19 protein-coding genes, 6 tRNA genes and 1 pseudogene are annotated in these 24,410 nt (G+C 52.9%); 20 read left to right on the forward strand and 6 right to left on the reverse strand.

All coding sequences use genetic code 11. The features are described from left to right. Positions 1-15 precede the first annotated feature (15 nt). From kdpB to kdpE, 4 genes are read left to right on the forward strand one after another with little or no spacing between them, the layout of a single operon-like run. Positions 16-2,064: a potassium-transporting ATPase subunit KdpB gene (gene kdpB / locus AC07UY_RS02575; RefSeq protein ID WP_494659365.1), complete on the forward strand. Its 2,049-nt coding sequence runs from the start codon at positions 16-18 to the stop codon at positions 2,062-2,064. 8 nt (positions 2,065-2,072) lie between these two features. Further along, positions 2,073-2,648 carry a potassium-transporting ATPase subunit KdpC gene (kdpC, locus tag AC07UY_RS02580; protein ID WP_494700790.1) on the forward strand — a complete coding sequence of 192 codons (576 nt, stop codon included), beginning with the start codon at positions 2,073-2,075 and terminating at the stop codon, positions 2,646-2,648. A 5-nt stretch (positions 2,649-2,653) separates the two neighbouring features. Then, a complete protein-coding gene (gene kdpD / locus AC07UY_RS02585; protein WP_494659363.1) occupies positions 2,654-5,338 on the forward strand; it encodes a two-component system sensor histidine kinase KdpD in 2,685 nt (894 codons plus the stop codon). Continuing rightward, positions 5,335-6,012, forward strand: a complete 678-nt coding sequence (gene kdpE, locus AC07UY_RS02590) for a two-component system response regulator KdpE (RefSeq protein WP_203358480.1) — start codon at positions 5,335-5,337, stop codon at positions 6,010-6,012. Before kdpD ends, kdpE begins: the two co-directional genes overlap by 4 nt. A 59-nt stretch (positions 6,013-6,071) precedes the next feature. On the opposite strand, the gene pgm is transcribed toward kdpE, so the two are convergent. Beyond that, positions 6,072-7,712 (reverse strand): phosphoglucomutase (alpha-D-glucose-1,6-bisphosphate-dependent), encoded by a 1,641-nt coding sequence (gene pgm / locus AC07UY_RS02595; protein WP_203358481.1) that lies wholly within the window; start codon positions 7,710-7,712, stop codon positions 6,072-6,074. Between the two features lie 24 nt (positions 7,713-7,736). Then, on the reverse strand, positions 7,737-8,282 hold the full coding sequence (seqA, locus tag AC07UY_RS02600) for a replication initiation negative regulator SeqA (RefSeq protein ID WP_494659362.1): 546 nt from the start codon (positions 8,280-8,282) through the stop codon (positions 7,737-7,739). Positions 8,283-8,466: 184 nt separating this feature from the next. Between seqA and ybfF the strand changes: the two genes are divergently transcribed. The 5 genes and pseudogenes from ybfF to fur all read left to right on the forward strand — a co-directional run bounded on the left by ybfF (position 8,467) and on the right by fur (position 11,077). Beyond that, complete coding sequence (gene ybfF / locus AC07UY_RS02605) at positions 8,467-9,240, forward strand: esterase (RefSeq protein ID WP_203358483.1); 774 nt, start codon at positions 8,467-8,469, stop codon at positions 9,238-9,240. A gap of 128 nt (positions 9,241-9,368) precedes the next feature. Beyond that, the gene (gene ybfE, locus AC07UY_RS02610) at positions 9,369-9,662 is read left to right on the forward strand and encodes a LexA regulated protein (protein WP_203358484.1); all 294 of its coding nucleotides are present in this window, start codon (positions 9,369-9,371) and stop codon (positions 9,660-9,662) included. Positions 9,663-9,812: 150 nt separating this feature from the next. Next, entirely contained in the window at positions 9,813-10,343 is a 531-nt protein-coding gene (gene fldA, locus AC07UY_RS02615) for a flavodoxin FldA (RefSeq protein ID WP_167456047.1), read from the forward strand. Between the two features lie 209 nt (positions 10,344-10,552). Beyond that, positions 10,553-10,638, forward strand: a pseudogene (locus tag AC07UY_RS02620) (fur leader peptide). Continuing rightward, complete coding sequence (gene fur / locus AC07UY_RS02625; RefSeq protein ID WP_276292403.1) at positions 10,631-11,077, forward strand: ferric iron uptake transcriptional regulator; 447 nt, start codon at positions 10,631-10,633, stop codon at positions 11,075-11,077. The pseudogene AC07UY_RS02620 and the gene fur overlap by 8 nt, the downstream one beginning before the upstream one ends. Before the next feature lie 97 nt (positions 11,078-11,174). On the opposite strand, the gene AC07UY_RS02630 is transcribed toward fur, so the two are convergent. From AC07UY_RS02630 to nagE, 4 genes are all read right to left on the reverse strand, one after another. Then, positions 11,175-11,507, reverse strand: coding sequence for a ChiQ/YbfN family lipoprotein (locus tag AC07UY_RS02630; protein WP_494659360.1), 333 nt, complete (start codon positions 11,505-11,507; stop codon positions 11,175-11,177). Positions 11,508-11,556: 49 nt separating this feature from the next. After that, positions 11,557-12,963, reverse strand: a complete 1,407-nt coding sequence (chiP, locus tag AC07UY_RS02635) for a chitoporin ChiP (protein WP_203358487.1) — start codon at positions 12,961-12,963, stop codon at positions 11,557-11,559. A 447-nt stretch (positions 12,964-13,410) separates the two neighbouring features. Continuing rightward, positions 13,411-15,075: a glutamine--tRNA ligase gene (gene glnS / locus AC07UY_RS02640; RefSeq protein WP_494700789.1), complete on the reverse strand. Its 1,665-nt coding sequence runs from the start codon at positions 15,073-15,075 to the stop codon at positions 13,411-13,413. 180 nt (positions 15,076-15,255) lie between these two features. Further along, a complete protein-coding gene (gene nagE / locus AC07UY_RS02645) occupies positions 15,256-17,277 on the reverse strand; it encodes an N-acetylglucosamine-specific PTS transporter subunit IIBC (RefSeq protein ID WP_494700788.1) in 2,022 nt (673 codons plus the stop codon). 313 nt (positions 17,278-17,590) lie between these two features. On the opposite strand from nagE, the gene nagB reads away from it, so the two are divergent. The 11 genes from nagB to AC07UY_RS02700 all read left to right on the forward strand — a co-directional run bounded on the left by nagB (position 17,591) and on the right by AC07UY_RS02700 (position 24,409). Then, positions 17,591-18,391 carry a glucosamine-6-phosphate deaminase gene (nagB, locus tag AC07UY_RS02650; RefSeq protein ID WP_192611558.1) on the forward strand — a complete coding sequence of 267 codons (801 nt, stop codon included), beginning with the start codon at positions 17,591-17,593 and terminating at the stop codon, positions 18,389-18,391. Positions 18,392-18,451: 60 nt separating this feature from the next. Beyond that, entirely contained in the window at positions 18,452-19,600 is a 1,149-nt protein-coding gene (gene nagA, locus AC07UY_RS02655; RefSeq protein WP_494659357.1) for an N-acetylglucosamine-6-phosphate deacetylase, read from the forward strand. 8 nt (positions 19,601-19,608) lie between these two features. Continuing rightward, a complete protein-coding gene (gene nagC / locus AC07UY_RS02660; protein WP_192611556.1) occupies positions 19,609-20,829 on the forward strand; it encodes a DNA-binding transcriptional regulator NagC in 1,221 nt (406 codons plus the stop codon). Between the two features lie 46 nt (positions 20,830-20,875). After that, positions 20,876-21,628: a ribonucleotide monophosphatase NagD gene (nagD, locus tag AC07UY_RS02665; protein WP_192611555.1), complete on the forward strand. Its 753-nt coding sequence runs from the start codon at positions 20,876-20,878 to the stop codon at positions 21,626-21,628. A 297-nt stretch (positions 21,629-21,925) separates the two neighbouring features. Continuing rightward, positions 21,926-23,590 carry an asparagine synthase B gene (gene asnB / locus AC07UY_RS02670; RefSeq protein WP_494659356.1) on the forward strand — a complete coding sequence of 555 codons (1,665 nt, stop codon included), beginning with the start codon at positions 21,926-21,928 and terminating at the stop codon, positions 23,588-23,590. Positions 23,591-23,813: 223 nt separating this feature from the next. Further along, positions 23,814-23,890 (forward strand) — tRNA-Met (locus tag AC07UY_RS02675). A gap of 10 nt (positions 23,891-23,900) precedes the next feature. Further along, positions 23,901-23,985 (forward strand) — tRNA-Leu (locus tag AC07UY_RS02680). Between the two features lie 23 nt (positions 23,986-24,008). After that, a tRNA-Gln gene (locus AC07UY_RS02685) sits at positions 24,009-24,083 on the forward strand. Between the two features lie 37 nt (positions 24,084-24,120). Then, positions 24,121-24,195 (forward strand) — tRNA-Gln (locus tag AC07UY_RS02690). Between the two features lie 16 nt (positions 24,196-24,211). Continuing rightward, positions 24,212-24,288 (forward strand) — tRNA-Met (locus AC07UY_RS02695). A gap of 46 nt (positions 24,289-24,334) precedes the next feature. After that, positions 24,335-24,409, forward strand: a tRNA-Gln gene (locus tag AC07UY_RS02700). Position 24,410: the final 1 nt, after the last annotated feature.

Below are 24,410 nucleotides of genomic sequence, written 5' to 3' on the forward strand. Positions count from 1 at the left end.
GTGGAGCACATTGTTATGAGTCGCAAACAACTGGCGCTGTTCGAACCCTCCCTGGTCGCTCAGGCGCTTCTCGATGCCGTGAAAAAGTTAAATCCTCACGCACAATGGCGCAACCCGGTGATGTTCATCGTCTGGATTGGCAGTCTGTTGACCACTCTGATTACGGTAGCCATCGCAACCGGACATATGCCGGGCAATCCGCTTTTTACGGGCGCTATCAGCCTGTGGCTGTGGGTGACGGTGCTGTTCGCCAATTTCGCCGAGGCGCTGGCAGAAGGACGCAGCAAAGCCCAGGCCAACAGCCTGAAAGGCGTTAAAAAAACGGCATTTGCCCGCAAACTGCGTGAGCCGAAATATGGCGCAAAAATGGACCACGTCCCGGCGGATGAACTGCGTAAAGGCGACATTGTGCTGGTAGAAGCTGGCGATATTATTCCCTGCGACGGCGAGGTTATCGAAGGCGGCGCGTCGGTGGACGAAAGCGCCATCACAGGGGAGTCAGCACCGGTTATCCGTGAGTCTGGCGGCGATTTCGCCTCCGTAACCGGCGGGACGCGTATTCTTTCCGACTGGCTGGTCATCGAATGTAGCGTCAACCCCGGCGAGACGTTCCTCGACCGGATGATCGCCATGGTGGAAGGCGCACAGCGGCGCAAAACGCCCAACGAAATTGCGCTCACTATCCTGCTGATTGCGCTGACCATCGTCTTTTTACTGGCGACGGCTACTCTGTGGCCCTTTACCATCTGGGGCGGAAACGCGGTCAGCGTGACGGTACTGGTCGCCCTGCTGGTGTGCCTGATCCCCACCACCATCGGGGGGCTACTTTCGGCAATCGGGGTGGCGGGGATGAGCCGAATGCTGGGGGCAAACGTGATCGCCACCAGCGGTCGTGCGGTGGAAGCCGCCGGTGACGTGGATGTCTTGCTGCTGGATAAAACCGGCACCATTACCCTCGGCAACCGTCAGGCCTCCGATTTTCTGCCCGCCCAGGGGGTAGACGAAAAAACGCTGGCCGACGCCGCACAGCTTTCTTCTCTGGCGGACGAGACGCCGGAGGGCCGCAGTATCGTCATTCTCGCCAAACAACGCTTTAATTTGCGCGTCCGCGACGTTCAGTCATTGCATGCCACCTTTGTGCCGTTTACCGCCCAAAGCCGCATGAGCGGAATCAATATTGATAACCGGATGATTCGTAAAGGTTCGGTGGATGCTATTCGTCGCCACGTTGAAGCCAACGGCGGTCATTTTCCTGCCGACGTCGAACAGAAAGTGGATAACGTCGCCCGCCTTGGCGCCACGCCGCTGGTGGTCGTCGAAGGCTCCCGCGTGCTCGGCGTGATTGCGCTAAAAGATATCGTCAAAGGGGGAATAAAAGAACGCTTCGCCCAGTTGCGTAAAATGGGCATCAAAACGGTGATGATCACCGGCGACAACCGTCTGACGGCGGCGGCGATTGCGGCGGAAGCCGGTGTTGATGACTTCCTTGCGGAAGCCACGCCGGAAGCAAAACTGGCGCTGATCCGCCAGTACCAGGCGGAAGGTCGTCTGGTGGCGATGACCGGGGATGGCACCAACGATGCCCCCGCGCTGGCCCAGGCCGACGTTGCGGTGGCGATGAACTCGGGCACCCAGGCGGCGAAAGAAGCGGGCAACATGGTGGATCTGGACTCTAACCCCACCAAGCTGATTGAAGTGGTCCACATTGGTAAACAGATGCTGATGACGCGCGGTTCGCTAACCACGTTCAGTATCGCCAATGACGTGGCGAAATATTTCGCGATTATTCCGGCTGCCTTTGCAACGACCTATCCGCAGTTGAATGCCCTGAACGTGATGCACCTGCATTCGCCGGATTCGGCGATCCTCAGTGCGGTCATTTTTAACGCGCTGGTCATTGTGTTTCTGATCCCGCTGGCGCTGAAAGGCGTGAGCTACAAGCCGTTATCCGCGTCAGCCATGCTGCGCCGCAACTTGTGGATTTATGGTCTGGGCGGTCTGGTTGTGCCGTTTATCGGCATCAAGGTGATTGATTTACTGCTGACCCTGCTGGGTCTGGTGTGAGGTTTCTGATGACTGGGTTTCGTCCTGCATTATCCACGTTACTGTTTCTGACTGTTATCACCGGCGGCGTTTATCCGTTGCTGACGACCACCCTGAGCCAGTGGTGGTTCCCTGACCAGGCCAACGGTTCGCTCATTCGCGAGGGCAACAGCGTGCGCGGTTCCGCGCTGATAGGCCAGGCATTTACCCGCGACGGTTATTTTCAGGGACGTCCGTCCGCCACGGCTGAAATGCCCTATAATCCAATGGCTTCGGGTGGTAGCAATCTGGCTGTCAGCAATCCTGAGCTGGATAAGCAACTACAGAGCCGTATTGCCGCGTTGCGCGCCGCTAACCCACAGGCCAGCCCAACGGTGCCGGTGGAACTGGTGACCGCCTCCGCCAGTGGTCTGGACATTAATCTGACGCCCGCCGCAGTGGCGTGGCAGATCCCGCGCGTCGCGAAAGCGCGTCAACTGCCCGTTGAAGAGGTGGCGCAGCTGGTTGCAAAATATACGCAAAAACCGCTGGTCAGCTTTATCGGGCAGCCGGTAGTAAACATTGTTGAACTCAACCTGGCGCTGGATGCGTCACAGGGGCACTAAGCGACATGAATGACGAACCCTTGCGTCCTGACCCGGATCGCCTGCTGGAGCAGACCAGCGCCCCCCACAGGGGAAAGCTGAAAATATTCTTCGGTGCCTGCGCGGGCGTCGGTAAAACATGGGCGATGCTGGCAGAAGCACAGCGGTTACGGGCGCAAGGGCTGGATATCTTGATCGGCGTGGTGGAAACCCACGGGCGCAAAGAGACCGCCGCGCTGCTGGAGGGACTCGCCATCCTCCCGCTCAAACGCCATGCGCATCGTGGACGGCATATCAACGACTTTGATCTCGATGCCGCCCTCGCCCGCCGTCCGGCACTGATACTGATGGATGAACTGGCGCACAGTAACGCGCCTGGCTCACGTCACCCCCGTCGCTGGCAGGATATCGAAGAACTGCTGGAGGCGGGGATCGATGTTTTTACCACCGTGAACGTTCAGCATCTGGAAAGTCTGAACGACGTCGTCAGCGGCGTGACGGGGATTCACGTTCGTGAAACCGTCCCCGACCCGTTCTTTGATGCTGCCGACGAAGTGGTGTTGGTCGACCTTCCTCCCGACGATCTTCGCCAGCGCCTCAACGAAGGTAAAGTCTATATCGCCGGTCAGGCAGAACGGGCTATTGAGCATTTCTTTCGCAAAGGGAACCTGATCGCCCTGCGTGAACTGGCGCTGCGCCGTACCGCCGACCGGGTAGACGACCAGATGCGAGCATGGCGCGACCGCCAGGGTGAAGAAAAGGTCTGGCATACCCGCGATGCCATACTGCTGTGCATCGGGCATAATACCGGCAGCGAAAAACTGGTACGCGCAGCGGCCCGCCTGGCTTCACGACTTGGCAGCATCTGGCACGCGGTATATGTGGAAACGCCCGCGCTGCACCGGTTACCGGAAAAACAACGACGTGCGATCCTCAGCGCGCTGCGACTGGCCCAGGAGCTGGGCGCTGAAACCGCCACGCTTTCCGACCCTTCTGAAGAGAAAGCCGTCGTGCGCTATGCCAGAGAACATAATCTTGGCAAAATCGTCATGGGGCGCCCCACCACACGCCGCTGGTGGCGCAGCGATTCGTTTGCCGAGCGGCTGGCAAAACGCGCGCCGGATCTCGATCAGGTCATTGTTGCGCTGGATGAGCCGCCCACCCGCCCTCTGGCGCACGCCCCCGACACCCGCACCTTTAAAGACAAATGGCGGGTACAAATTCAGGGCTGCATCGTCGCCGCCGCACTTTGTGCCTTCACGACCCTTATCGCCATGCAGTGGCTGGTGGCCTTCGACGCCGCGAACCTGGTGATGCTGTATCTGCTGGGTGTGGTCGTGATCGCCCTTTTTTATGGTCGCTGGCCGTCGGTAGTGGCGACCGTGATTAACGTGGTCAGTTTCGACCTCTTCTTTATTGCTCCCCGCGGTACCCTCGCCGTCTCTGACGTACAGTATCTGTTGACCTTTGCCGTGATGCTAACGGTCGGTTTGGTGATTGGGAATCTGACGGCCGGGGTTCGTTATCAGGCCCGCGTCGCCCGCTACCGGGAACAACGCACCCGCCATCTTTACGAAATGTCGAAAGCGCTGGCAGTCGGGCGTAGCAGGCTGGATATCGCGACCACCAGCGAGCAGTTTATCGCCTCCACATTTCAGGCGCGCAGTCAGCTTTTACTGCCCGATGAAAACGGCAAGCTGAGGCCTCTGACGCAGCAACAGGGCATCACGCCCTGGGATGACGCCATCGCCCAGTGGAGCTTTGATAAGGGCCAGCCTGCCGGTGCGGGGACTGACACCTTGCCCGGCGTGCCGTATCAGATCCTGCCCTTAAAAAGTGCGGATAAAACGCACGGTCTGGTGGTTGTCGAGCCGGACAATCTTCGCCAGTTGATGATCCCGGAACAGCAGCGTCTGCTGGAAACATTCACCCTGCTGGTCGCCAGCGCCCTTGAACGTCTGATGCTCACGGCCAGTGAAGAACTGGCCCGGCTCGCCAGCGAACGCGAAAGCCTGCGTAATGCCCTGCTCGCTGCGCTTTCTCACGATTTACGCACGCCGCTGACCGTGCTGTTTGGTCAGGCGGAAATCCTGACTCTCGATCTGGCGAGCGAAGGATCATCCCATGCCCGCCAGGCCAATGAGATCCGCCAGCATGTGCTCAACACCACGCGGCTGGTCAATAATCTGCTGGATATGGCGCGCATTCAGTCTGGTGGGTTTAATCTTAAGAAGGAGTGGCTGACGCTGGAAGAGGTGGTTGGCAGCGCACTGCAAATGCTGGAGCCGGGATTAGCACATCCGATCAATCTGTCGCTGCCGGAGCCGCTAACGCTTATTCACGTAGACGGCCCGCTGTTTGAACGTGTGCTGATCAATTTGCTGGAAAATGCGGTTAAATACGCTGGTGTACAGGCCACGATCGGCATTGATGCCCATATTGAAGGGGATCACCTGACTCTGGATGTGTGGGACAACGGTGCAGGCATCCCAGAAGGGCAAGAGCACAGCATCTTTGATAAGTTCGCCCGCGGAAATAAAGAGTCTGCGGTACCGGGCGTTGGGCTGGGTCTGGCGATTTGCCAGGCGATTGTCGAGGTGCACGGCGGTACCATCGCGGCGCAGAATCGACCGCAGGGCGGTGCCTGTTTCCGTGTTACACTGCCACAAGAATCTCCCCCTGAACTTGAAGATTTTCATGAGGATATGTGACAAACGTTCTGATTGTTGAAGATGAGCAGGCCATTCGTCGTTTTCTGCGTACCGCGCTGGAAGGCGACGGACTGCGTGTCTATGAAGCCGATACGCTGCAGCGCGGTTTACTGGAAGCCGCAACGCGAAAACCCGACCTTATCATTCTCGATCTTGGTTTACCGGATGGCGACGGCATTGATTTTATTCGCGATCTGCGCCAGTGGAGCGTAATCCCCGTCATCGTGCTCTCTGCCCGCAGTGAAGAGAGCGACAAAATCGCCGCGCTGGATGCCGGTGCCGATGATTATCTGAGTAAACCCTTTGGTATTGGCGAACTGCAGGCGCGTTTACGTGTCGCTTTACGTCGCCATTCCGCCAGCCCTTCTCCCGATCCGGTCGTCTGTTTTTCCGACGTGAAGGTGGATCTGACCTCAAGACTTGTGCATCGCGGCGAAGAAGAGATCCACCTGACCCCGATTGAATTTCGCCTGCTGGCGGTGATGTTAAATAATGCGGGAAAAGTATTAACCCAACGCCAGTTGTTGAATCAGGTTTGGGGGCCGAATGCCGTCGAACATAGCCACTATCTGCGTATTTATATGGGGCATTTACGTCAGAAGCTGGAGCAGGACCCAACCCGTCCTCGTCACTTAATTACCGAGACAGGAATCGGTTATCGGTTTATGCCATGAAAATGGGATGAAAAAAAGGAGCCTTATTGGCTCCTTTCTTCATTTAGGCAATTGTGTGTTTAGGCGTTTTTCAGCACTTCACTAACAATTTCAACGGCTTCTTTCTCGATCTGTTTGCGATGTTCTTCACCGAGGAAACTTTCACAGTAGATCTTGTAAGCGTCTTCGGTTCCGGACGGACGCGCAGCAAACCAGCCGTTGTCGGTCATCACTTTCAGACCGCCAATGGATGCGCCGTTGCCAGGTGCCGCCGTCAGACGTGCAGTGATCGGATCGCCCGCAAGCATGCTGGCGCTGACCATTTCCGGAGACAGTTTGGACAATGCCGCTTTCTGAGCGGACGTTGCAGCTGCCTGCAAACGGTTATAGCTCGGCGCGCCAAAGCGAGCCGCCAGTTCGTTGTAGTGTTCCTGCGGGTTTTTACCCGTAACCGCGGTGATTTCCGCCGCCAGCAGACACATGATGATGCCGTCTTTGTCGGTAGACCACGGGGTACCGTCAAAACGCAGGAAAGATGCTCCCGCGCTCTCTTCACCACCGAAGCCGAAGCTGCCGTCGAACAGACCGTCAACAAACCATTTAAAACCTACCGGCACTTCTACCAGTTTACGGCCTAAATCGTTCACCACACGGTCAATCATCGCAGAAGACACCAGCGTTTTACCAACTGCGACATCTTTGCCCCACTGCGGACGATGCTGGAACAGGTAGTTGATGGCAACCGCCAGGTAATGGTTCGGGTTCATCAGCCCTGCTGGCGTGACGATGCCGTGACGGTCATAGTCCGGATCGTTGGCAAACGCCAGATCGAACTTATCACGCAGCGCCAGCAGACCAGCCATCGCACACTCGGAGGAGCAGTCCATACGGATCGCGCCGTCTTTATCCAGGTGCATAAAGCGGAAAGTCTGATCAACCTGATCGTTCACAATGGTCAGGTTGAGTTTGTAATGCTCGGCAATACGCTTCCAGTATTCGATACCGGAGCCGCCCAGCGGATCGACGCCCAACGTCAGGCCCGCTTTTTGAATCGCCGCCATATCGACGATATCCGCCAGCCCTTCAACGAATGGCTGCACCAGATCCTGCTCTTTCACATGACCAGAGGCCATTGCCGCATCCAGTGAAATGCGCTTCACGCCTTTCAGGCCATCCGCGAGCAGCGCGTTAGCCCTGTCTTCCACCACTTTAGTGACGTTGGTATCCGCCGGGCCGCCATTGGGCGGATTGTATTTAATGCCGCCATCTTCCGGCGGGTTGTGGGACGGCGTAATCACGATGCCGTCAGCCAGCGGACCGCCTTTTTTGTTATGGACCAGGATTGCATTCGAAACCGCAGGCGTCGGCGTAAAGCCGTTGTTTTCCTGAACAATGACATCGACACCGTTCGCCGCCAGCACTTCCAGAACGGAAATAAAGGCTGGCTCAGACAGCGCATGAGTATCTTTACCCACATAGCAAGGGCCTGTGATGCCGTTTTTCGCACGCTCTTCCGCAATCGCCTGGGCAATGGCCAGAATGTGCAGTTCATTAAAACTATGACGACCGGCGCTGCCGCGATGCCCGGAAGTCCCGAACTTCACCGCGTGCTCCGCATTCCCTGCTTCCGGTTTCAATACATAGTATTGCGCCGTCAGTTGGGCGACATTAATTAAATCACTCTGTTGCGCAGGCTGACCTGCACGCTTGTGGATTGCCATTGCCTGGTCCTTTTAATGCAACGTTTAGATTGTTCCGCAAACCTTTTCAATCAATTCCGCCGGGAATTGCATTGATTGCATGATGTGTTCAATCATGCTGCATTTACGGCCGGTGTTGGTGTTGGTGATCACCCAATACGGCGTGCCTGGCACGTGTTTCGGCTTGGTTTGATTACCATTTTTCAGCAGAGTCTGCTCGTCTGCCGCAAAGTATACGCGCGTACGACCGTGCAACGATTCCGTCGCCTCAGCAAACGCGTTGTGATCCAGTGAGTAAAGTGTAGACAGTACCAGCATAAAGCGATTTACCGCTTTCTTCTGCTCCGCATATTCATCGGAGAGCAGAAGTTCACGCATGGCGCGCACTTTATCTTTTACGGGGTTGACCGGCTTCGCTTCAACGATAGCGGGTTGCGCTATGCGCACCTCTTTCGCCGCCGGAGTGACAGGCTGTGATGCGGCGGAAAATTTCAACATACGCCGTAAAATGTCGGATGCGCTCTCGCCGATATGCTTGGTGTGGCTGGCAATATAGCTATAGAGTTCATCATCAACTTCAATCGTTTTCATCTTAATCCAGTGCGGTGTCTTATCTGAATACAAGTCGTTGGGATTATAGGGGCAAATCCCAACAGCGGATAGCGTCAAGCCAGGCTGTCAGAAAAACTCGGAGTAAACCGTAGTTGTTGCAGCCCCGTGGCAGAATGGTCAACATAATACCCTAACCCGACAGAGCGAAAAAAAGAACTTTGCCATGAAATTGAACATCCGAGCGCAATCTGCACAAAAGCTGCACAATAATTCTCCCATCGTCCTTGTTCACGGCTTGTTTGGTAGCCTTGATAACCTCGGCATACTGGCGCGCGATCTTGTAGAGGATCACGACATCATCCAGGTTGATATGCGAAACCACGGTCTTTCTCCCCGTTCACCGGAGATGAATTACCCGGCGATGGCGCAGGATCTGCTGGATACTCTGGACGCCGCGAGTATCGAAAAAGCCACCTTTATTGGTCACTCAATGGGCGGAAAAGCCGTTATGGCGCTGACCGCACTGGCCCCGGATCGTATTGATCAACTGGTGGCGATTGATATTGCGCCGGTTGATTATCACGTGCGCCGCCACGATGAGATCTTTGCTGCAATCAACGCGGTGACCGAATCTGACGCGCAGACACGCCAGCAGGCGGCAGCCGTCATGCGTCAGCACCTCCAGGAAGAAGGGGTTATCCAGTTCCTGTTAAAGTCGTATGTCGATGGCGAGTGGCGCTTTAATGTGCCCGTATTGTGGGAGCAGTACCCACATATCGTAGGGTGGGAAACCATTCCCGCCTGGGATCATCCGGCACTGTTCATCCCTGGCGGTAATTCGCCTTACGTCACCGAGGCCTATCGTCACGATTTACTGACCCAATTTCCTCAGGCCCGGGCGCATGTGATTGCGGGTGCCGGCCATTGGGTGCATGCGGAAAAACCGGATGCCGTGCTGCGCGCGATACGCCGGTATCTGGCGGATAAGGCTAACTGATTAAAAACTCAGCGTCCGCGCGCGATTACGTGCGTGGACGTTGGCGTGCCTCACTCGCTGATGTATGATGGCGCGCTATCCATCCGGGCACACGCCTGGCTGATTGTTTCCCCGAAGTCACCAAAATCATGGCCAAAGAACAAACGGACCGTACGACATTAGATCTGTTCGCGCACGAGCGTCGCCCGGGACGACCCAAAACCAATCCGCTTTCGCGTGATGAACAGCTACGCATTAATAAGCGTAATCAGCTTAAACGCGACAAGGTTCGTGGGCTTAAGCGTGTCGAACTGAAGCTGAATGCTGATGCCGTGGATGCGCTGAATGAACTGGCGGAAGCACGCAATATGAGCCGTAGTGAGCTCATTGAAGAGATGCTGACAAACCAGCTTATCTCGCTGCGTGGCCAGGGGTCTGTCTGAATTTCTGCTCTAAATCATAAATCGTGTAGCACAGAGTGCAGTCCTGCGTGTTTGCTGTTTCCGCATGCCTGACTGATCTGCTATGATTGCCCTTATCCGTGGGCAATACGCCACCACCATTTCAATAAGTTTCAAGAGGTTATTTTACTCATGGCAATCACTGGCATCTTTTTCGGCAGCGACACCGGTAATACCGAAAATATCGCAAAAATGATTCAAAAACAGCTTGGTAAAGACGTTGCCGATGTTCATGACATTGCGAAAAGCAGTAAAGAAGACCTGGAAGGGTATGACATTCTGCTGTTAGGTATTCCGACCTGGTACTACGGTGAAGCACAGTGCGACTGGGATGACTTCTTCCCTACCCTCGAAGACATTGATTTCAATGGTAAACTGGTGGCTCTGTTTGGTTGCGGCGATCAGGAAGACTACGCAGAATACTTCTGCGATGCGCTGGGCACCATCCGCGACATTATCGAACCGCGCGGCGCAACCATCGTAGGCCACTGGCCAACTGCAGGCTATCACTTCGAAGCCTCTAAAGGTCTTGCTGATGACGATCATTTTGTCGGTCTGGCTATCGACGAAGACCGTCAGCCGGAATTGACCGCTGAGCGCGTTGAAAAATGGGTTAAACAGATTTCTGCCGAACTTCATCTCGACGAAATCATCAACGCCTGATTTCGTGCGGCGCAGAAACCATCTGCGCCGCATCAATAAATAAAATCAATCAAAATAATTGCTACAAATTTGTAACTTTCCTGCCCATCCCTGTACAATGTTCGGGTGTTATTCTGGTATTGCACAGTGTGATTGTTGGCAGTACCACGTTTTGATTAATAATATTTGCCCGAGGCTTGCAGTTTTCATTTAGACATGGCAGTTCTATAATGATACGCATTCTCTCAAGTGCAATTTCTGTCACTTCTTTAATGAAGTGAATCGTTTAGTAACAGGACAGATTCCGCATGACTGACAACAATACCGCATTAAAGAAGGCTGGCCTGAAAGTAACGCTTCCTCGTTTAAAAATTCTGGAAGTTCTTCAGGGACCGGATAACCATCACGTCAGTGCGGAAGATTTGTATAAACGTCTGATCGACATGGGTGAAGAAATTGGTCTGGCGACCGTGTATCGCGTGCTGAACCAGTTCGATGACGCCGGTATCGTGACCCGCCACAATTTTGAAGGCGGTAAGTCCGTTTTTGAGCTGACTCAACAGCATCATCATGATCATCTTATTTGCCTCGATTGTGGCAAAGTGATTGAGTTCAGCGATGATTCTATCGAAGCGCGTCAACGTGAAATTGCGACTAAGCATGGTATTCGTTTAACCAACCATAGCCTCTATCTTTACGGTCACTGCGCTGAAGGCGATTGCCGCGAAGACGAACACGCGCACGACGCAAAGTAATATGCCCCCAAAGAGCCAACCACGCGGTTGGCTTTTTTATGCCCATAAAAAAGACCCGCTATCAAAGCAGGTCTTTTTCCCCTTCCGGTAAGTACATTTACTGTACTGTGTTTTTACTGCGAATTTCTTTCCAGATTTTGTCACAATCGGCTTGTACCGCCTGACCATTGCCCGTACGTGTCGCCTGAATACATTGCTGGTAATCCAGTACCCGCACGCTCTCTTCGTTAGCAAACTGCTTATGCTGGTCTTCTTTTTTCAGCACATTTAATACGCTTTGGCAGGCTTCGATTTTTTCCGGTGAACCTTGCGCGGTGTTAATACATGCGCTGTATGCCTCTTTAAGGCGGCTATCTTCCTTAGGTGCAGGAGATTGCGAGCAGGCCACCAGACCTGACGCCATAATGGCGATGAGTAACATTTTTTTCATACAACGGTCCTCAACGATGCGGCAGAGAAATACCCTGCCGCGACTGGCATCAGAAAATAGTGAATGGGGCGATAACCATGAACTTCACGTCACGCTCATCCTGGAAGATGTTGCCATAACCACCGCTCCAGCTCGGGATATTGGAGTGGTTGTCATACTCGGTGAAGTGCAGTTTAAACATGGTGCCTTTGGCACGTCCTTCCTGCATGGTATAAACCGCATCAAGACTGTAGGAGGATTCTTCGATGGTTTTGTTTTTGTCGTAGAACGCATCCGGGTTGCTCTGCCAGGTAGCCGGTTTGGCATCCCAGGCGTAGACGTACGACGCACCCAGCGCCATACCTGGCAGATTCCAGTTCTTCAGGTCATACATCGCGCCGAAGAAGACCGCTTTTTCGCCGTTGGCGTTAAAGTCGGAACGGTTATCCCACCAGACATCCAAACGACCGTTTGAGGAGGCATAGGTCGGCGTCATACGCTGCAAGAAGTAGCCCTGCTGCCCGTCCGCTTTCACCCAGGTTCCTTCCAGACGCAGATCGACCACTTCCGCCACTTTGTAACCGAAAGTCAGTGCCTGCAACCATGCAGTGCCGTCATAGATGTCGTTCACACTGCGATCATCAACTTTATCGCGTGCGCCGTAGAACTGGTAACTGGTGGTAAACGGATTCCCGCCCAGATCGAATTTGTAACTGGCTTTGGCAAAGTACTGATCGACATAACCCTCAGACTGACCAAAGGCAGCCTCAAGAATAAGATCATTTTTGAAATCGTATTTTGCGCCAACGGAGTGGAGATAATCGACTTTGGTCTTTTTATCAGCCTGGTAGAATTTATCCACTTCAATGTGCCATGGCGCTTTATATTCGTTGGCCCACATGTAGGAGAAACTCAACGCGCCCGCATCGCCATAGTCAAAATTGGCTCCAGCTTCTGCCCCTTGATAGGTACCCGGCATAAAGCTCCAGTGCGGCGCTAACAGCGTCTGTCCGGTTGGCTGAATATAACCGGCACGTGCCCAGGTCGGGCCATACTTAAATTTTGCAGCAGCTTTATAAAGACTGACACCACTCTTATCGCCAGAGTAATCTTCGTCATAGCCTTTATTTTTTTTCGAGAATGCAATTTCGTTAGGGTGTCCGCTGTCGTCACTTTCCGCCATTTCAATTGCGGTAAATGCCGCAATATCCAGACCGAACATATCCGCTGCATAACCCGACTGGAAATCCAGGTTGGCGTTCCAGGTCGCGTGTGAAAGGTTGGTTTTGTATTTATCTTCATCCGTGACGTCTTTACGGTCACGCTCACGCTGCCAGTAATAAATGCCGCCTGTTAAGGTCGAATCGTCGATAAAGCCCGCGGCGCTTGCCTGCGGTGCAACCATCCAACCCGACATTGCTGTGATACCGGCGATAGCCAGCGCCAGCGTACTACGTTTGCCACTAAACGTACGCATATGTTAATCCTCTTTGACGTATAAAATGCTGCCGCCAAAGGCGAACAGCTAAAAATAAAAATTAAAAATAGCGCTGAGAAAACCTCATTGACTACAGTGAACAGACTATTTTTCGCGACGCGAATTATCAATCTCTTTCTGTAACCAGTATGTAATAATATGAGCGACCGCACATATTTCATTGCTTTTTGTTACACATTCAGCAAATGCGAAAAATTATCATCAAAATGAAAAATACCGTTGATTTCCATGAAGATGAAAACGGTTACAGCGTTTAATTTAGTCTCGACCTAAATTTCTGAGCCTACTTATCAAAAAATCGTTTATCGGATTAATTATTTTTCAGATGCAATTAATTCGCTCCGCAAACAGAGGATCTCGCGGAAATTAAGCGAAAAAAAACGCCGCGAAGCGCGGCGTTAGTCGGATGGGATGGTGTCGTGTGGCTTATTCGCCGACTTTAGCCCATGTATCACGTAAACCGACAGTACGGTTAAATACCAGTTTGTCGGCCGTTGCATAGCGGCTGTCGAGGCAGAAGTATCCCTCACGCTCGAACTGGAAGGCTTTACCCGCAACCGCAGTCTTCAGCGACGGTTCTGCGAAGCCCTGTTTGATCACCAGCGAATCAGGGTTCATTGCCGACAGGAAATCTTCCGCCGCGCCTGGATTCGGTACGCTGAAAAGGCGATCGTACAGACGAATTTCAACCGGCAATGCGTGCGCTACACTCACCCAGTGAATAACGCCTTTTACTTTACGCCCGTCAGCCGGATCTTTGCTCAGGGTGTCTGCATCGTAGGTACAGAAGATGGTGGTGATATTACCTTCCGCATCTTTCTCTACACGCTCTGCTTTGATCACGTAAGCGTTACGCAAACGGACTTCTTTCCCCATCACCAGACGTTTGTACTGCTTGTTGGCTTCTTCGCGGAAGTCAGCACGATCGATCCAGATCTCGCCACTGAACGGAACTTCACGGCTGCCCATTTCCGGTTTGTTCGGATGGTTAGGCATGGTGACCATTTCGCCTTCGCCCTGATAGTTTTCGATAACCAGTTTTACTGGATCGATAACCGCCATTGCGCGCGGGGCGTTTTCGTTCAGATCTTCACGGATGCAGGACTCCAGCGATGCCATCTCAATGGTGTTGTCCTGCTTGGTGATGCCGATGCGTTTGCAGAACTCACGAATAGCAGCAGCTGTGTAACCACGGCGACGCAGACCGGAAATCGTCGGCATACGCGGGTCATCCCAGCCTTCTACGTGCTTTTCCGTCACCAGCTGATTCAGCTTACGTTTGGACATCACGGTATATTCCAGATTCAGGCGCGAGAATTCGTACTGGCGCGGGTGAACCGGGATCGTGATGTTGTCCAGCACCCAGTCGTACAGGCGACGGTTGTCCTGGAATTCCAGCGTACACAGGGAGTGCGTAATGCCTTCCAGCGCATCGCTGATGCAGTGGGTGAAGTCGTACATCGGGTAGATGCACCACTTGCTTCCCGTCTGATGATGATCGGCAAATTTAATGCGATACAGCACCGGGTCGCGCATGACGATAAACGGCGACGCCATATCAATTTTGGCGCGCAGGCACGCTTTGCCTTCTTCAAAACCGCCAGCCCGCATTTTCTCAAACAGCGCGAGGTTCTCTTCTACACTGCGATCGCGGAACGGGCTGTTTTTGCCTGCCGCTGTCAGCGTGCCGCGGTATTCACGGATCTCATCAGCCGACAATTCATCAACATAGGCCAGGCCTTTGTTGATAAGCTCCACGGCATACGCATACAGCTGATCAAAGTAATCTGAGGAGTAGCAGATGTCGCCAGACCAGTTGAAGCCCAACCATTGCACATCGTTCTTAATAGACTCTACGTATTCGATATCTTCTTTTACCGGGTTGGTATCATCGAAACGCAGGTTGCATTGACCCTGGTAATCTTGCGCGATCCCAAAGTTCAGGCAGATAGACTTGGCGTGACCGATGTGCAGGTAACCATTGGGTTCCGGCGGGAAACGGGTATGAACTGTGGTGTGCTTACCACTGGCCAGATCTTCATCGATGATCTGACGAATAAAGTTAGTCGGGCGGGCTTCAGCCTCACTCATCGTGGATTCCTCAAAGCGTAAACAACGTATAACGGCATATGGTCTTATAAGCCGGACAGACTGACAACCTTTAGTTACTTAAAATACGTAACAGACTGGCATTATGGGATCAATTGCTGCAAAAAAAAGCGGCGGAGGTTTCCCCCCGCCGCTTAAGGCATAGACTCTACTCAGGAGCGATTACTTGCCTTTAATCTCATACAGCGCTGTTTGACCTGCAACGACGTGTCCTTCCGCCTTCACAACCAGCCCACCAAAATCATCGATGTTGCTGCAAACGACAGGACTGATCATTGAGCGTGCATTCGCATTCAGGTACGCCAGATCCATTTCCAGAATCGGCTGTCCTGCAACGACTTCGGCACCCTCTTCCACCAGACGCTTGAAGCCCTGGCCACCCAACGCGACAGTATCGATCCCCATGTGGACAACGATTTCCGCACCTTTTTCTGTTTCCAGGCAGAATGCGTGGTTGGTGTTGAAGATTTTCACGATGGTGCCCGCAGCCGGGGAAACCACGGTTTTATCCGTTGGTTTTACCGCAACGCCATCGCCTACGGCTTTACTGGCGAACGCTTCATCAGGAACCTGATCCAGTGCCACGACATCACCGGTAACCGGGGAAACCAGCTCAGCGATAGTCTCTGTATTAAGAACAGCCTGCGGTTTCGCTGCCGGAGCTGCCGTGGCCGGCGCTGCATCAGCAGAGGCTGCTGCGACCGGACCCGTGGTTTTCATGGCGTTAGCGATTTTCTCAGCCACAAAGCCAACGATAATCTGTACGCTGGTTTTGTTCAGGCGAATCACACCAGAAGCTCCCAGGCGTTTTGCCATCGCTTCGTTCACCAGCGAAGAGTCTTTTACATTCAGACGCAGACGAGTGATGCACGCATCGATACCTGTCAGGTTGTCAGAACCACCCACCGCAGCGATATACTGACGCGCCAGACCGGCAACATCCTGGTCTTTGTCTGCGCTTACATTCATGTCCTGACCATCGGCTTCGCTACCGGCAACTGCCAGCTCACGACCCGGAGTCATCAGATTGAATTTGGTGATAGTAAAGCGGAACACCACATAGTAGATCGCGAAGAAGACCAGACCCTGTGGGATCAGCATCCACCAGTGCGTCGCCAGCGGGTTACGGGAAGAAAGCACCATATCCACCAGACCCGCACTGAAACCGAAACCGGCAATCCAGTGCATAGAGGCAGCGATGAAGACTGAAATCCCGGTCAGAACGGCGTGAATAACATACAGAACCGGTGCAACGAACATGAAGGAGAATTCCAGCGGCTCGGTGATCCCGGTGAAGAACGCAGCGAATGCGCCCGCCATCATGATACCCAGCACTTTCGCCTTGTTCTCAGGACGCGCGCAGTGGTAGATAGCCAGCGCTGCACCCGGCAGGCCGAACATCATGATTGGGAAGAAGCCCGCCTGGTAACGACCGGTAATGCCCACAACCGCTTTGCCCGCGTCAATAGACTGCGCGCCGCCGAGGAAGTTAGGAATGTCGTTAATGCCCGCCACGTCGAACCAGAATACGGAGTTCAGTGCGTGGTGCAGACCAACCGGAATCAGCAAGCGGTTGAAGAAAGCGTAGACGCCCGCGCCAACGGAACCCAGTTTCTGGATGTGTTCACCAAAGTTTACCAGACCGTCGAAGATAATCGGCCAGATAAACATCATGATGAAGGCAACAATAATCATCACGAAGGAGGTCAGAATCGGCACCAGACGACGGCCGCTGAAGAAGGAGAGCGCTTTCGGTAACTCAACGCCGCTGAAGCGGTTGTACAGCTCAGCAGAGATGATACCCACCAGAATCCCCACGAACTGGTTGCTGATTTTACCGAACGCGGCAGGAACCTGGTCCGCCGGGATCTTCTGAATCATCGCAACCGCCGCCGGAGAACAAAGCGTGGTCAACACAAGGAAACCCACAAAACCGGTCAGCGCCGCAGCACCGTCTTTATCTTTGGACATACCGTAAGCGACACCAATCGCAAACAGTACGGACATGTTATCGATGATTGCGGAACCTGATTTAATGAAGAACGCCGCTACCGCGTTATCTCCACCCCAACCCACGGGATCAATCCAGTAACCTACACCCATCAATATTGCTGCCGCAGGCAGCGTGGCCACCGGCACCATAAGCGCGCGGCCAACCTTTTGTAAATAACCTAGAATACTCACTTTATTCCCCCTATGAGACCCCGTTTAAGGCGCGTTCTCAGCTGTGTTTTTATTGTGTCACTATCTTAGTGGTTCACTGGCATTCTGAGTGTGTGAAAATTTAATTCGTATCGCAAATTAAAAGCATGTTTTTTGTGAGTCCAGTCACCAAATATCGTTAAAACCACTCCCTTATACTGGCTAACTGCGAAAACTTATTTTATCATTCAAAAAATCAAGACGGATTGACTCTTGTTGATACAAAACCAGGTTACGCTTGACTATGTACCCATACTCAATCCGCCAACGTCTACATATACATTTGAGGTGAAGAATGAGACTGATCCCCCTGAATACCGCAGAACAAGTCGGCAAATGGGCTGCTCGCCACATCGTTAACCGTATCAATGCATTCAAGCCGACGGCGGATCGTCCGTTTGTTTTGGGTCTACCTACCGGTGGCACGCCATTGACCGCCTATAAAGCATTAGTTGAAATGCACAAAGCGGGCCAGGTCAGCTTCAAGCATGTTGTGACGTTCAACATGGACGAATATGTTGGCCTTCCGAAAGAGCACCCGGAAAGCTATCATAGCTTCATGCACCGTAACTTCTTTGATCACGTTGATATTCCAGCAGAAAACATCAACCTTCTCAATGGCAACGCTGCGGATATTGATGCTGAATGTCGTCAGTATGAAGAAAAAATCCGCGCTTACGGTAAAATCCACCTGTTTATGGGCGGCGTAGGCAACGACGGTCATATCGCGTTTAACGAACCGGCCTCTTCTCTGGCTTCCCGCACGCGTATCAAAACATTGACCCATGACACTCGCGTGGCAAACTCTCGCTTCTTTGATGGCGATGTCAGCCAGGTGCCGAAATACGCGCTGACGGTGGGTGTGGGTACGCTGCTTGACGCAGAAGAAGTGATGATTCTGGTGCTGGGCCATCAGAAAGCGCAGGCGCTCCAGGCGGCGGTAGAAGGCAACGTCAACCACATGTGGACCATCAGCTGTCTGCAACTGCACCCGAAAGCCGTGGTGGTGTGCGATGAACCTTCCACCATGGAGCTGAAAGTTAAGACGCTGAAATACTTCAACGAGTTAGAAGCCGAAAATATTAAAGGTTTGTAATAGTATCCCCGCCCTGACGAGCGTGTTGCAGGGCGGTATTTTTTGAAATCGGGGGTCGGAATGTATGCTTTAACCCAGGGCCGGATTTTTACCGGTCACGAAATTCTTGATGACCATGCGATTGTTGTCGCCAATGGCCTGATTGAAAGAGTCTGTCCAGTGGCGGAACTGCCGCCGGAGATCGAGCAACGCTCGCTGAATGGGGCCATTCTCTCCCCCGGTTTTATCGACGTACAGTTAAATGGTTGTGGCGGTGTGCAGTTCAACGATACCGCAGAAGCGGTGACCGTTGAAACGCTGGAAATTATGCAAAAAGCCAATGAACGTTCTGGCTGCACCAGCTATCTGCCAACGCTTATCACCACCAGTGATGACCTGATGAAACAGGGCGTTCGCGTCATGCGTGAATACCTGGCGAAATATCCGCATCAGGCATTAGGTCTGCATCTTGAAGGCCCATGGTTGAACCTGGTCAAAAAAGGGACGCATAATCCGGGTTTTGTCCGTAAGCCTGACGCTGCGCTGGTTGATTTCCTGTGCGATAATGCCGACGTCATCACCAAAGTAACCCTGGCGCCAGAGATGGTTCCTGCTGAAGTGATCACAAAACTGGCAGACGCGGGGATTGTGGTTTCTGCCGGGCATTCCAACGCAACGTTGAAAGAAGCGAAAGCCGGTTTCCGCGCTGGAATTAGCTTCGCCACTCATCTGTTTAACGCCATGCCGTACATTACCGGTCGTGAGCCAGGTCTGGCGGGTGCGATTCTGGATGAAGCCGACATTTATTGTGGCGTGATCGCCGATGGCTTGCATGTTGATTATGCCAACATCCGTAATGCCAAACGCCTGAAAGGCGACAAACTTTGCCTCGTCACAGATGCAACTGCACCGGCAGGCGCAGACATTGAACAGTTCATTTTTGCTGGTAAAACAATATACTACCGCAATGGACTCTGTGTGGATGAGAACGGTACGCTGAGCGGTTCATCTTTAACCATGATTGAAGGTGTCCGTAATCTGGTCGAACATTGCGGTATCGCGCTCGATGAAGTGCTGCGCATGGCGACCCTCTACCCTGCCCGTGCGATTGGCGTCGACCAACAGCTCGGCAGCATTGCACCGGGTAAAGTGGCCAACCTGACTGCATTCACACACGACTTTAAAATCATCAAGACCATCGTTAATGGCAACGAGGTCGTTACTGAGTAAGAAAACGTATGACACCTGGCGGACAAGCTCAAATAGGTAATGTTGATCTCGTAAAACAGCTAAACAGTGCGGCCGTTTACCGCCTGATTGATCAGCATGGGCCCATCTCGCGAATTCAGATTGCCGAGCAAAGCCAGCTTGCCCCCGCCAGCGTAACGAAAATTACGCGGCAACTTATTGAACGCGGGCTGATCAAAGAAGTTGATCAGCAGGCCTCTACCGGGGGCCGCCGCGCCATCTCTATCATCACAGAAACCCGTAACTTTCATGCGATTGGCGTGCGTCTGGGTCGTCACGACACCACGTTGACCCTCTACGACCTGAGCAGTAAAGTCCTGGCGGAAGAGCATTACCCGCTCCCTGAACGCACTCAGGAAACGCTGGAATTTGCCCTGCTCAATACCATTGAGAGCTTTATTGAAAGCTGCCAGCGTAAAATCCGCGAACTGATCGCCATTTCGGTGATCCTGCCGGGGCTTGTCGATCCCGAAAGCGGCGTCATCCGCTACATGCCCCATATTCAGGTCGAAAACTGGGGGCTGGTTGAAGCGCTGGAAAAACGTTTTCACGTGACCTGTTTCGTCGGCCATGACATCCGTAGCCTGGCGCTGGCTGAGCACTATTTTGGCGCAAGCCAGGATTGTGAAGACTCTATTCTGGTGCGCGTACACCGGGGCACCGGGGCGGGGATCATCTCCAACGGCCGAATTTTTATTGGTCGTAATGGTAATGTTGGCGAAATCGGTCACATCCAGGTTGAGCCGCTCGGTGAACGCTGCCACTGCGGTAACTTTGGCTGTCTGGAAACCATCGCCGCCAACGCCGCCATTGAACATCGCGTACATAATTTACTGAAACAAGGCTATCAGAGCCGCGTTCCGCTGGATGACTGCACCATCAAAACCATCTGCAAGGCGGCCAATAAAGGCGATAGCCTTGCCGCAGAGGTGATCGAGCACGTTGGCCGCCATCTGGGAAAAACCATCGCTATTGCGATAAACTTGTTTAATCCGCAAAAAATTGTTATTGCCGGCGAAATCACCGAAGCCGACAAAGTCCTGCTGCCGGCGATTGAAAGCTGCATTAACACTCAGGCATTGAAAGCATTTCGTAAAAACCTGCCCGTTGTGCGTTCGACGCTGGATCACCGCTCCGCCATTGGCGCATTTGCGCTGGTAAAACGCGCCATGCTTAACGGCATTTTGCTTCAACATTTGCTGGAAAATTAATGCGCTTTTATAGTATCGGATTCATAACAATTTCCCTGGGTAGTTCATGACCATCAAAAATGTCATTTGTGATATCGACGGCGTGCTAATGCACGACAACATTGCCGTACCCGGTGCGGCAGAATTTTTGACGGGTATTCTGGAAAAAGGCCTGCCGCTTGTGCTCCTGACCAATTACCCCTCCCAAACCGGACAAGACCTGGCGAACCGCTTTGCCACCGCAGGCGTGAATGTGCCTGACAGCGTCTTTTATACCTCCGCAATGGCAACAGCCGATTTCCTGCGTCGTCAGGAAGGCAAAAAAGCCTACGTAGTGGGTGAAGGCGCACTGATTCACGAATTGTATAAAGCGGGCTTTACCATCACCGACGTTAACCCGGACTTCGTGATCGTCGGTGAAACCCGTTCCTATAACTGGGAAATGATGCATAAAGCGGCCTTCTTTGTTGCCAATGGTGCCCGCTTTATCGCCACCAACCCGGACACCCACGGTCGCGGTTTTTATCCGGCCTGTGGCGCACTCTGCGCGGGTATTGAGAAAATCTCCGGTCGCAAGCCGTTTTATGTGGGCAAACCGAGTCCGTGGATCATCCGTGCGGCGTTAAACAAAATGCAGGCACATTCCGAAGAAACGGTCATTGTCGGCGATAATCTGCGTACCGACATCCTTGCCGGTTTCCAGGCGGGGCTCGAAACGATTCTGGTGTTGTCTGGCGTCTCCACGCTTGACGATATCGACAGCATGCCGTTCAGACCAAGCTGGATCTACCCTTCCGTGGCCGAGATCGACGTTATCTGAAAACGACGCCATGCCTGATAACACGTTTCTTATCAGGCCGACGATTCGCACTTCGCTGTTAGCCGGATAAGGCGTTTACGCCGCTATCCGGCAAAGCCCCGTTTAATAAAACCGCCATAAAATTGTCGATTCATCAATAAACACGCTCATTACGTATTCTTTTTTCACTAATCCACAATGCCTATTGCATTTTTTCTTTTCTGACCGGTAATTCACTTGCACCCTCCCCTGCTTTGCTGCATTTTCTTAATCAAGCAAACACAAAAAGCACCACGCAACAGATTAACGGAGAAGGTTATGTGTTCTATTTTCGGCGTATTCGATATCAAAACAGACGCAGTTGAACTGCGTAAAAAAGCCCTCGAACTGTCACGTCTGATGCGTCATCGTGGGCCGGACTGGTCCGGCATCTACGCCTGTGACAACGCGATCCTGGCGCATGAACGTCTGTCAATTGTTGACGTGAACGCCGGTGCCCAGCCACTGTATAACGAGAAGAAAACGCACATCCTGGCCGTAAACGGTGAAATTTATAACCATCAGGCGTTACGTGCGGAATATGGCGATCGCTATACCTTCCAGACCGGTTCCGACTGCGAAGTGATCCTCGCGCTGTATCAGGAGAAAGGGGCGCAATTCCTCGACGATCTGCAGGGCATGTTTGCCTTTGCGCTGTACGACAGCGAGAAAGATGCCTACCTGATTGGTCGTGACCATCTTGGCATCATCCCCCTTTATATGGGGTACGACGAACACGGCAACCTGTACGTCGCCTCCGAAATGAAAGCGCTGGTTCCGGTATGCCGCACCATCAAAGAGTTCCCGGCGGGCAGTTATCTGTGGAGTAAAGAAGGGGAAATCCGCCAGTACTATCAGCGCGACTGGTTCGATTTTGATGCGGTAAAAGAGAACGTTACTGACAAGAATGAACTGCGCCAGGCCCTGGAAGACGCTGTCAAAAGCCATCTGATGTCAGACGTGCCCTATGGCGTACTACTCTCCGGTGGTCTGGATTCATCAGTCATTTCCGCTATCACCAAGAAATATGCCGCCCGTCGTGTGGAAGATGACGAACGTTCTGAAGCCTGGTGGCCACAGTTGCACTCCTTTGCCGTCGGTCTCGAAGGTTCTCCGGACCTGAAAGCCGCACAGGAAGTGGCAAATCACCTGGGGACGGTGCACCACGAAATCCACTTCACGGTACAGGAAGGTCTGGATGCGATCCGTGATGTGATTTACCACATCGAAACTTACGATGTCACCACCATTCGCGCCTCGACGCCGATGTATTTAATGTCGCGTAAAATCAAAGCGATGGGTATTAAAATGGTGCTGTCCGGTGAAGGTTCTGACGAAGTGTTTGGCGGCTATCTCTATTTCCATAAAGCGCCGAATGCCAAAGAATTGCATGAAGAGACGGTACGTAAACTGCAAGCGTTGCATATGTTTGACTGCGCGCGTGCCAACAAAGCGATGTCAGCCTGGGGCGTAGAAGCGCGAGTCCCGTTCCTGGATAAGAAATTCCTTGATGTGGCGATGCGCATCAACCCGCAGGATAAAATGTGCGGCAACGGTAAAATGGAAAAACATGTCCTGCGCGAATGCTTTGAGTCTTACCTACCGGCAAGCGTCGCATGGCGTCAGAAAGAGCAATTCTCGGATGGCGTGGGTTATAGCTGGATCGACACGCTGAAAGAAGTGGCCGCAGAACAGGTTTCTGACCAACAACTGGAAACCGCCCGCTTCCGCTTCCCGTACAACACGCCGTCCTCAAAAGAAGCGTACTTGTACCGCGAGATTTTTGAAGAGCTGTTCCCGGTTCCCAGCGCCGCAGAATGTGTGCCTGGCGGTCCGTCCGTCGCCTGTTCCTCTGCGAAAGCTATCGAGTGGGATGAAGCGTTTAAAACCATGAACGATCCTTCCGGTCGTGCGGTGGGTGTCCACCAGTCCGCCTATAAATAAGCGAAAAGTGTAAAAAGAGCCCTCAGGGGCTCTTTTTTATATTGTAATAATCCTTACAAAAACGATTAATAACCAATAATTGCCGAATATTGCGTCACGCTGTTCGCAACCTAACCAAACAGTCACATTCCGGCCATTTTCAATGAAAAAGGGGTTGACGCTTCAAGGCTCAATACGCATAATGCGCCCCGCAACGCCGATAAGGTAACGCGAAAAAAAAGATGGCTACGTAGCTCAGTTGGTTAGAGCACATCACTCATAATGATGGGGTCACAGGTTCGAATCCCGTCGTAGCCACCATCTTTTTTTTGCGGGAGTGGCGAAATTGGTAGACGCACCAGATTTAGGTTCTGGCGCCGCAAGGTGTGCGAGTTCAAGTCTCGCCTCCCGCACCATTCACCAGTAAGCGTTGCACGGATGGGGTATCGCCAAGCGGTAAGGCACCGGTTTTTGATACCGGCATTCCCTGGTTCGAATCCAGGTACCCCAGCCATTTTTTCTTCGATATAGCGGTTCACCGCAACGGTCTTTGGGGTATCGCCAAGCGGTAAGGCACCGGTTTTTGATACCGGCATTCCCTGGTTCGAATCCAGGTACCCCAGCCATCGAAGAAAAAAATCTGGCTACGTAGCTCAGTTGGTTAGAGCACATCACTCATAATGATGGGGTCACAGGTTCGAATCCCGTCGTAGCCACCATATATTAAGGACGTATCGATTTAATTCGGTAAATCCAAAAAATTGTTGGGGTATCGCCAAGCGGTAAGGCTCTGGTTTCTGATACCAGCATTCCGAGGTTCGAATCCTCGTACCCCAGCCAA

Source organism: Citrobacter sp. GW821-FHT02E08, assembly GCF_059421685.1.

Coding starts and splice junctions, on each gene's coding strand:
- kdpB (WP_494659365.1), top strand. CDS start 16: ATGAGTCGCAAACAACTGGCGCTGTTCGAACCCTCCCTGGTCGCTCAG.
- kdpC (WP_494700790.1), top strand. CDS start 2,073: ATGACTGGGTTTCGTCCTGCATTATCCACGTTACTGTTTCTGACTGTT.
- kdpD (WP_494659363.1), top strand. CDS start 2,654: ATGAATGACGAACCCTTGCGTCCTGACCCGGATCGCCTGCTGGAGCAG.
- pgm (WP_203358481.1), bottom strand. CDS start 7,712: ATGGCAATCCACAAGCGTGCAGGTCAGCCTGCGCAACAGAGTGATTTA.
- seqA (WP_494659362.1), bottom strand. CDS start 8,282: ATGAAAACGATTGAAGTTGATGATGAACTCTATAGCTATATTGCCAGC.
- ybfF (WP_203358483.1), top strand. CDS start 8,467: ATGAAATTGAACATCCGAGCGCAATCTGCACAAAAGCTGCACAATAAT.
- ybfE (WP_203358484.1), top strand. CDS start 9,369: ATGGCCAAAGAACAAACGGACCGTACGACATTAGATCTGTTCGCGCAC.
- fldA (WP_167456047.1), top strand. CDS start 9,813: ATGGCAATCACTGGCATCTTTTTCGGCAGCGACACCGGTAATACCGAA.
- fur (WP_276292403.1), top strand. CDS start 10,631: ATGACTGACAACAATACCGCATTAAAGAAGGCTGGCCTGAAAGTAACG.
- AC07UY_RS02630 (WP_494659360.1), bottom strand. CDS start 11,507: ATGAAAAAAATGTTACTCATCGCCATTATGGCGTCAGGTCTGGTGGCC.
- chiP (WP_203358487.1), bottom strand. CDS start 12,963: ATGCGTACGTTTAGTGGCAAACGTAGTACGCTGGCGCTGGCTATCGCC.
- glnS (WP_494700789.1), bottom strand. CDS start 15,075: ATGAGTGAGGCTGAAGCCCGCCCGACTAACTTTATTCGTCAGATCATC.
- nagB (WP_192611558.1), top strand. CDS start 17,591: ATGAGACTGATCCCCCTGAATACCGCAGAACAAGTCGGCAAATGGGCT.
- nagA (WP_494659357.1), top strand. CDS start 18,452: ATGTATGCTTTAACCCAGGGCCGGATTTTTACCGGTCACGAAATTCTT.
- nagC (WP_192611556.1), top strand. CDS start 19,609: ATGACACCTGGCGGACAAGCTCAAATAGGTAATGTTGATCTCGTAAAA.
- nagD (WP_192611555.1), top strand. CDS start 20,876: ATGACCATCAAAAATGTCATTTGTGATATCGACGGCGTGCTAATGCAC.
- asnB (WP_494659356.1), top strand. CDS start 21,926: ATGTGTTCTATTTTCGGCGTATTCGATATCAAAACAGACGCAGTTGAA.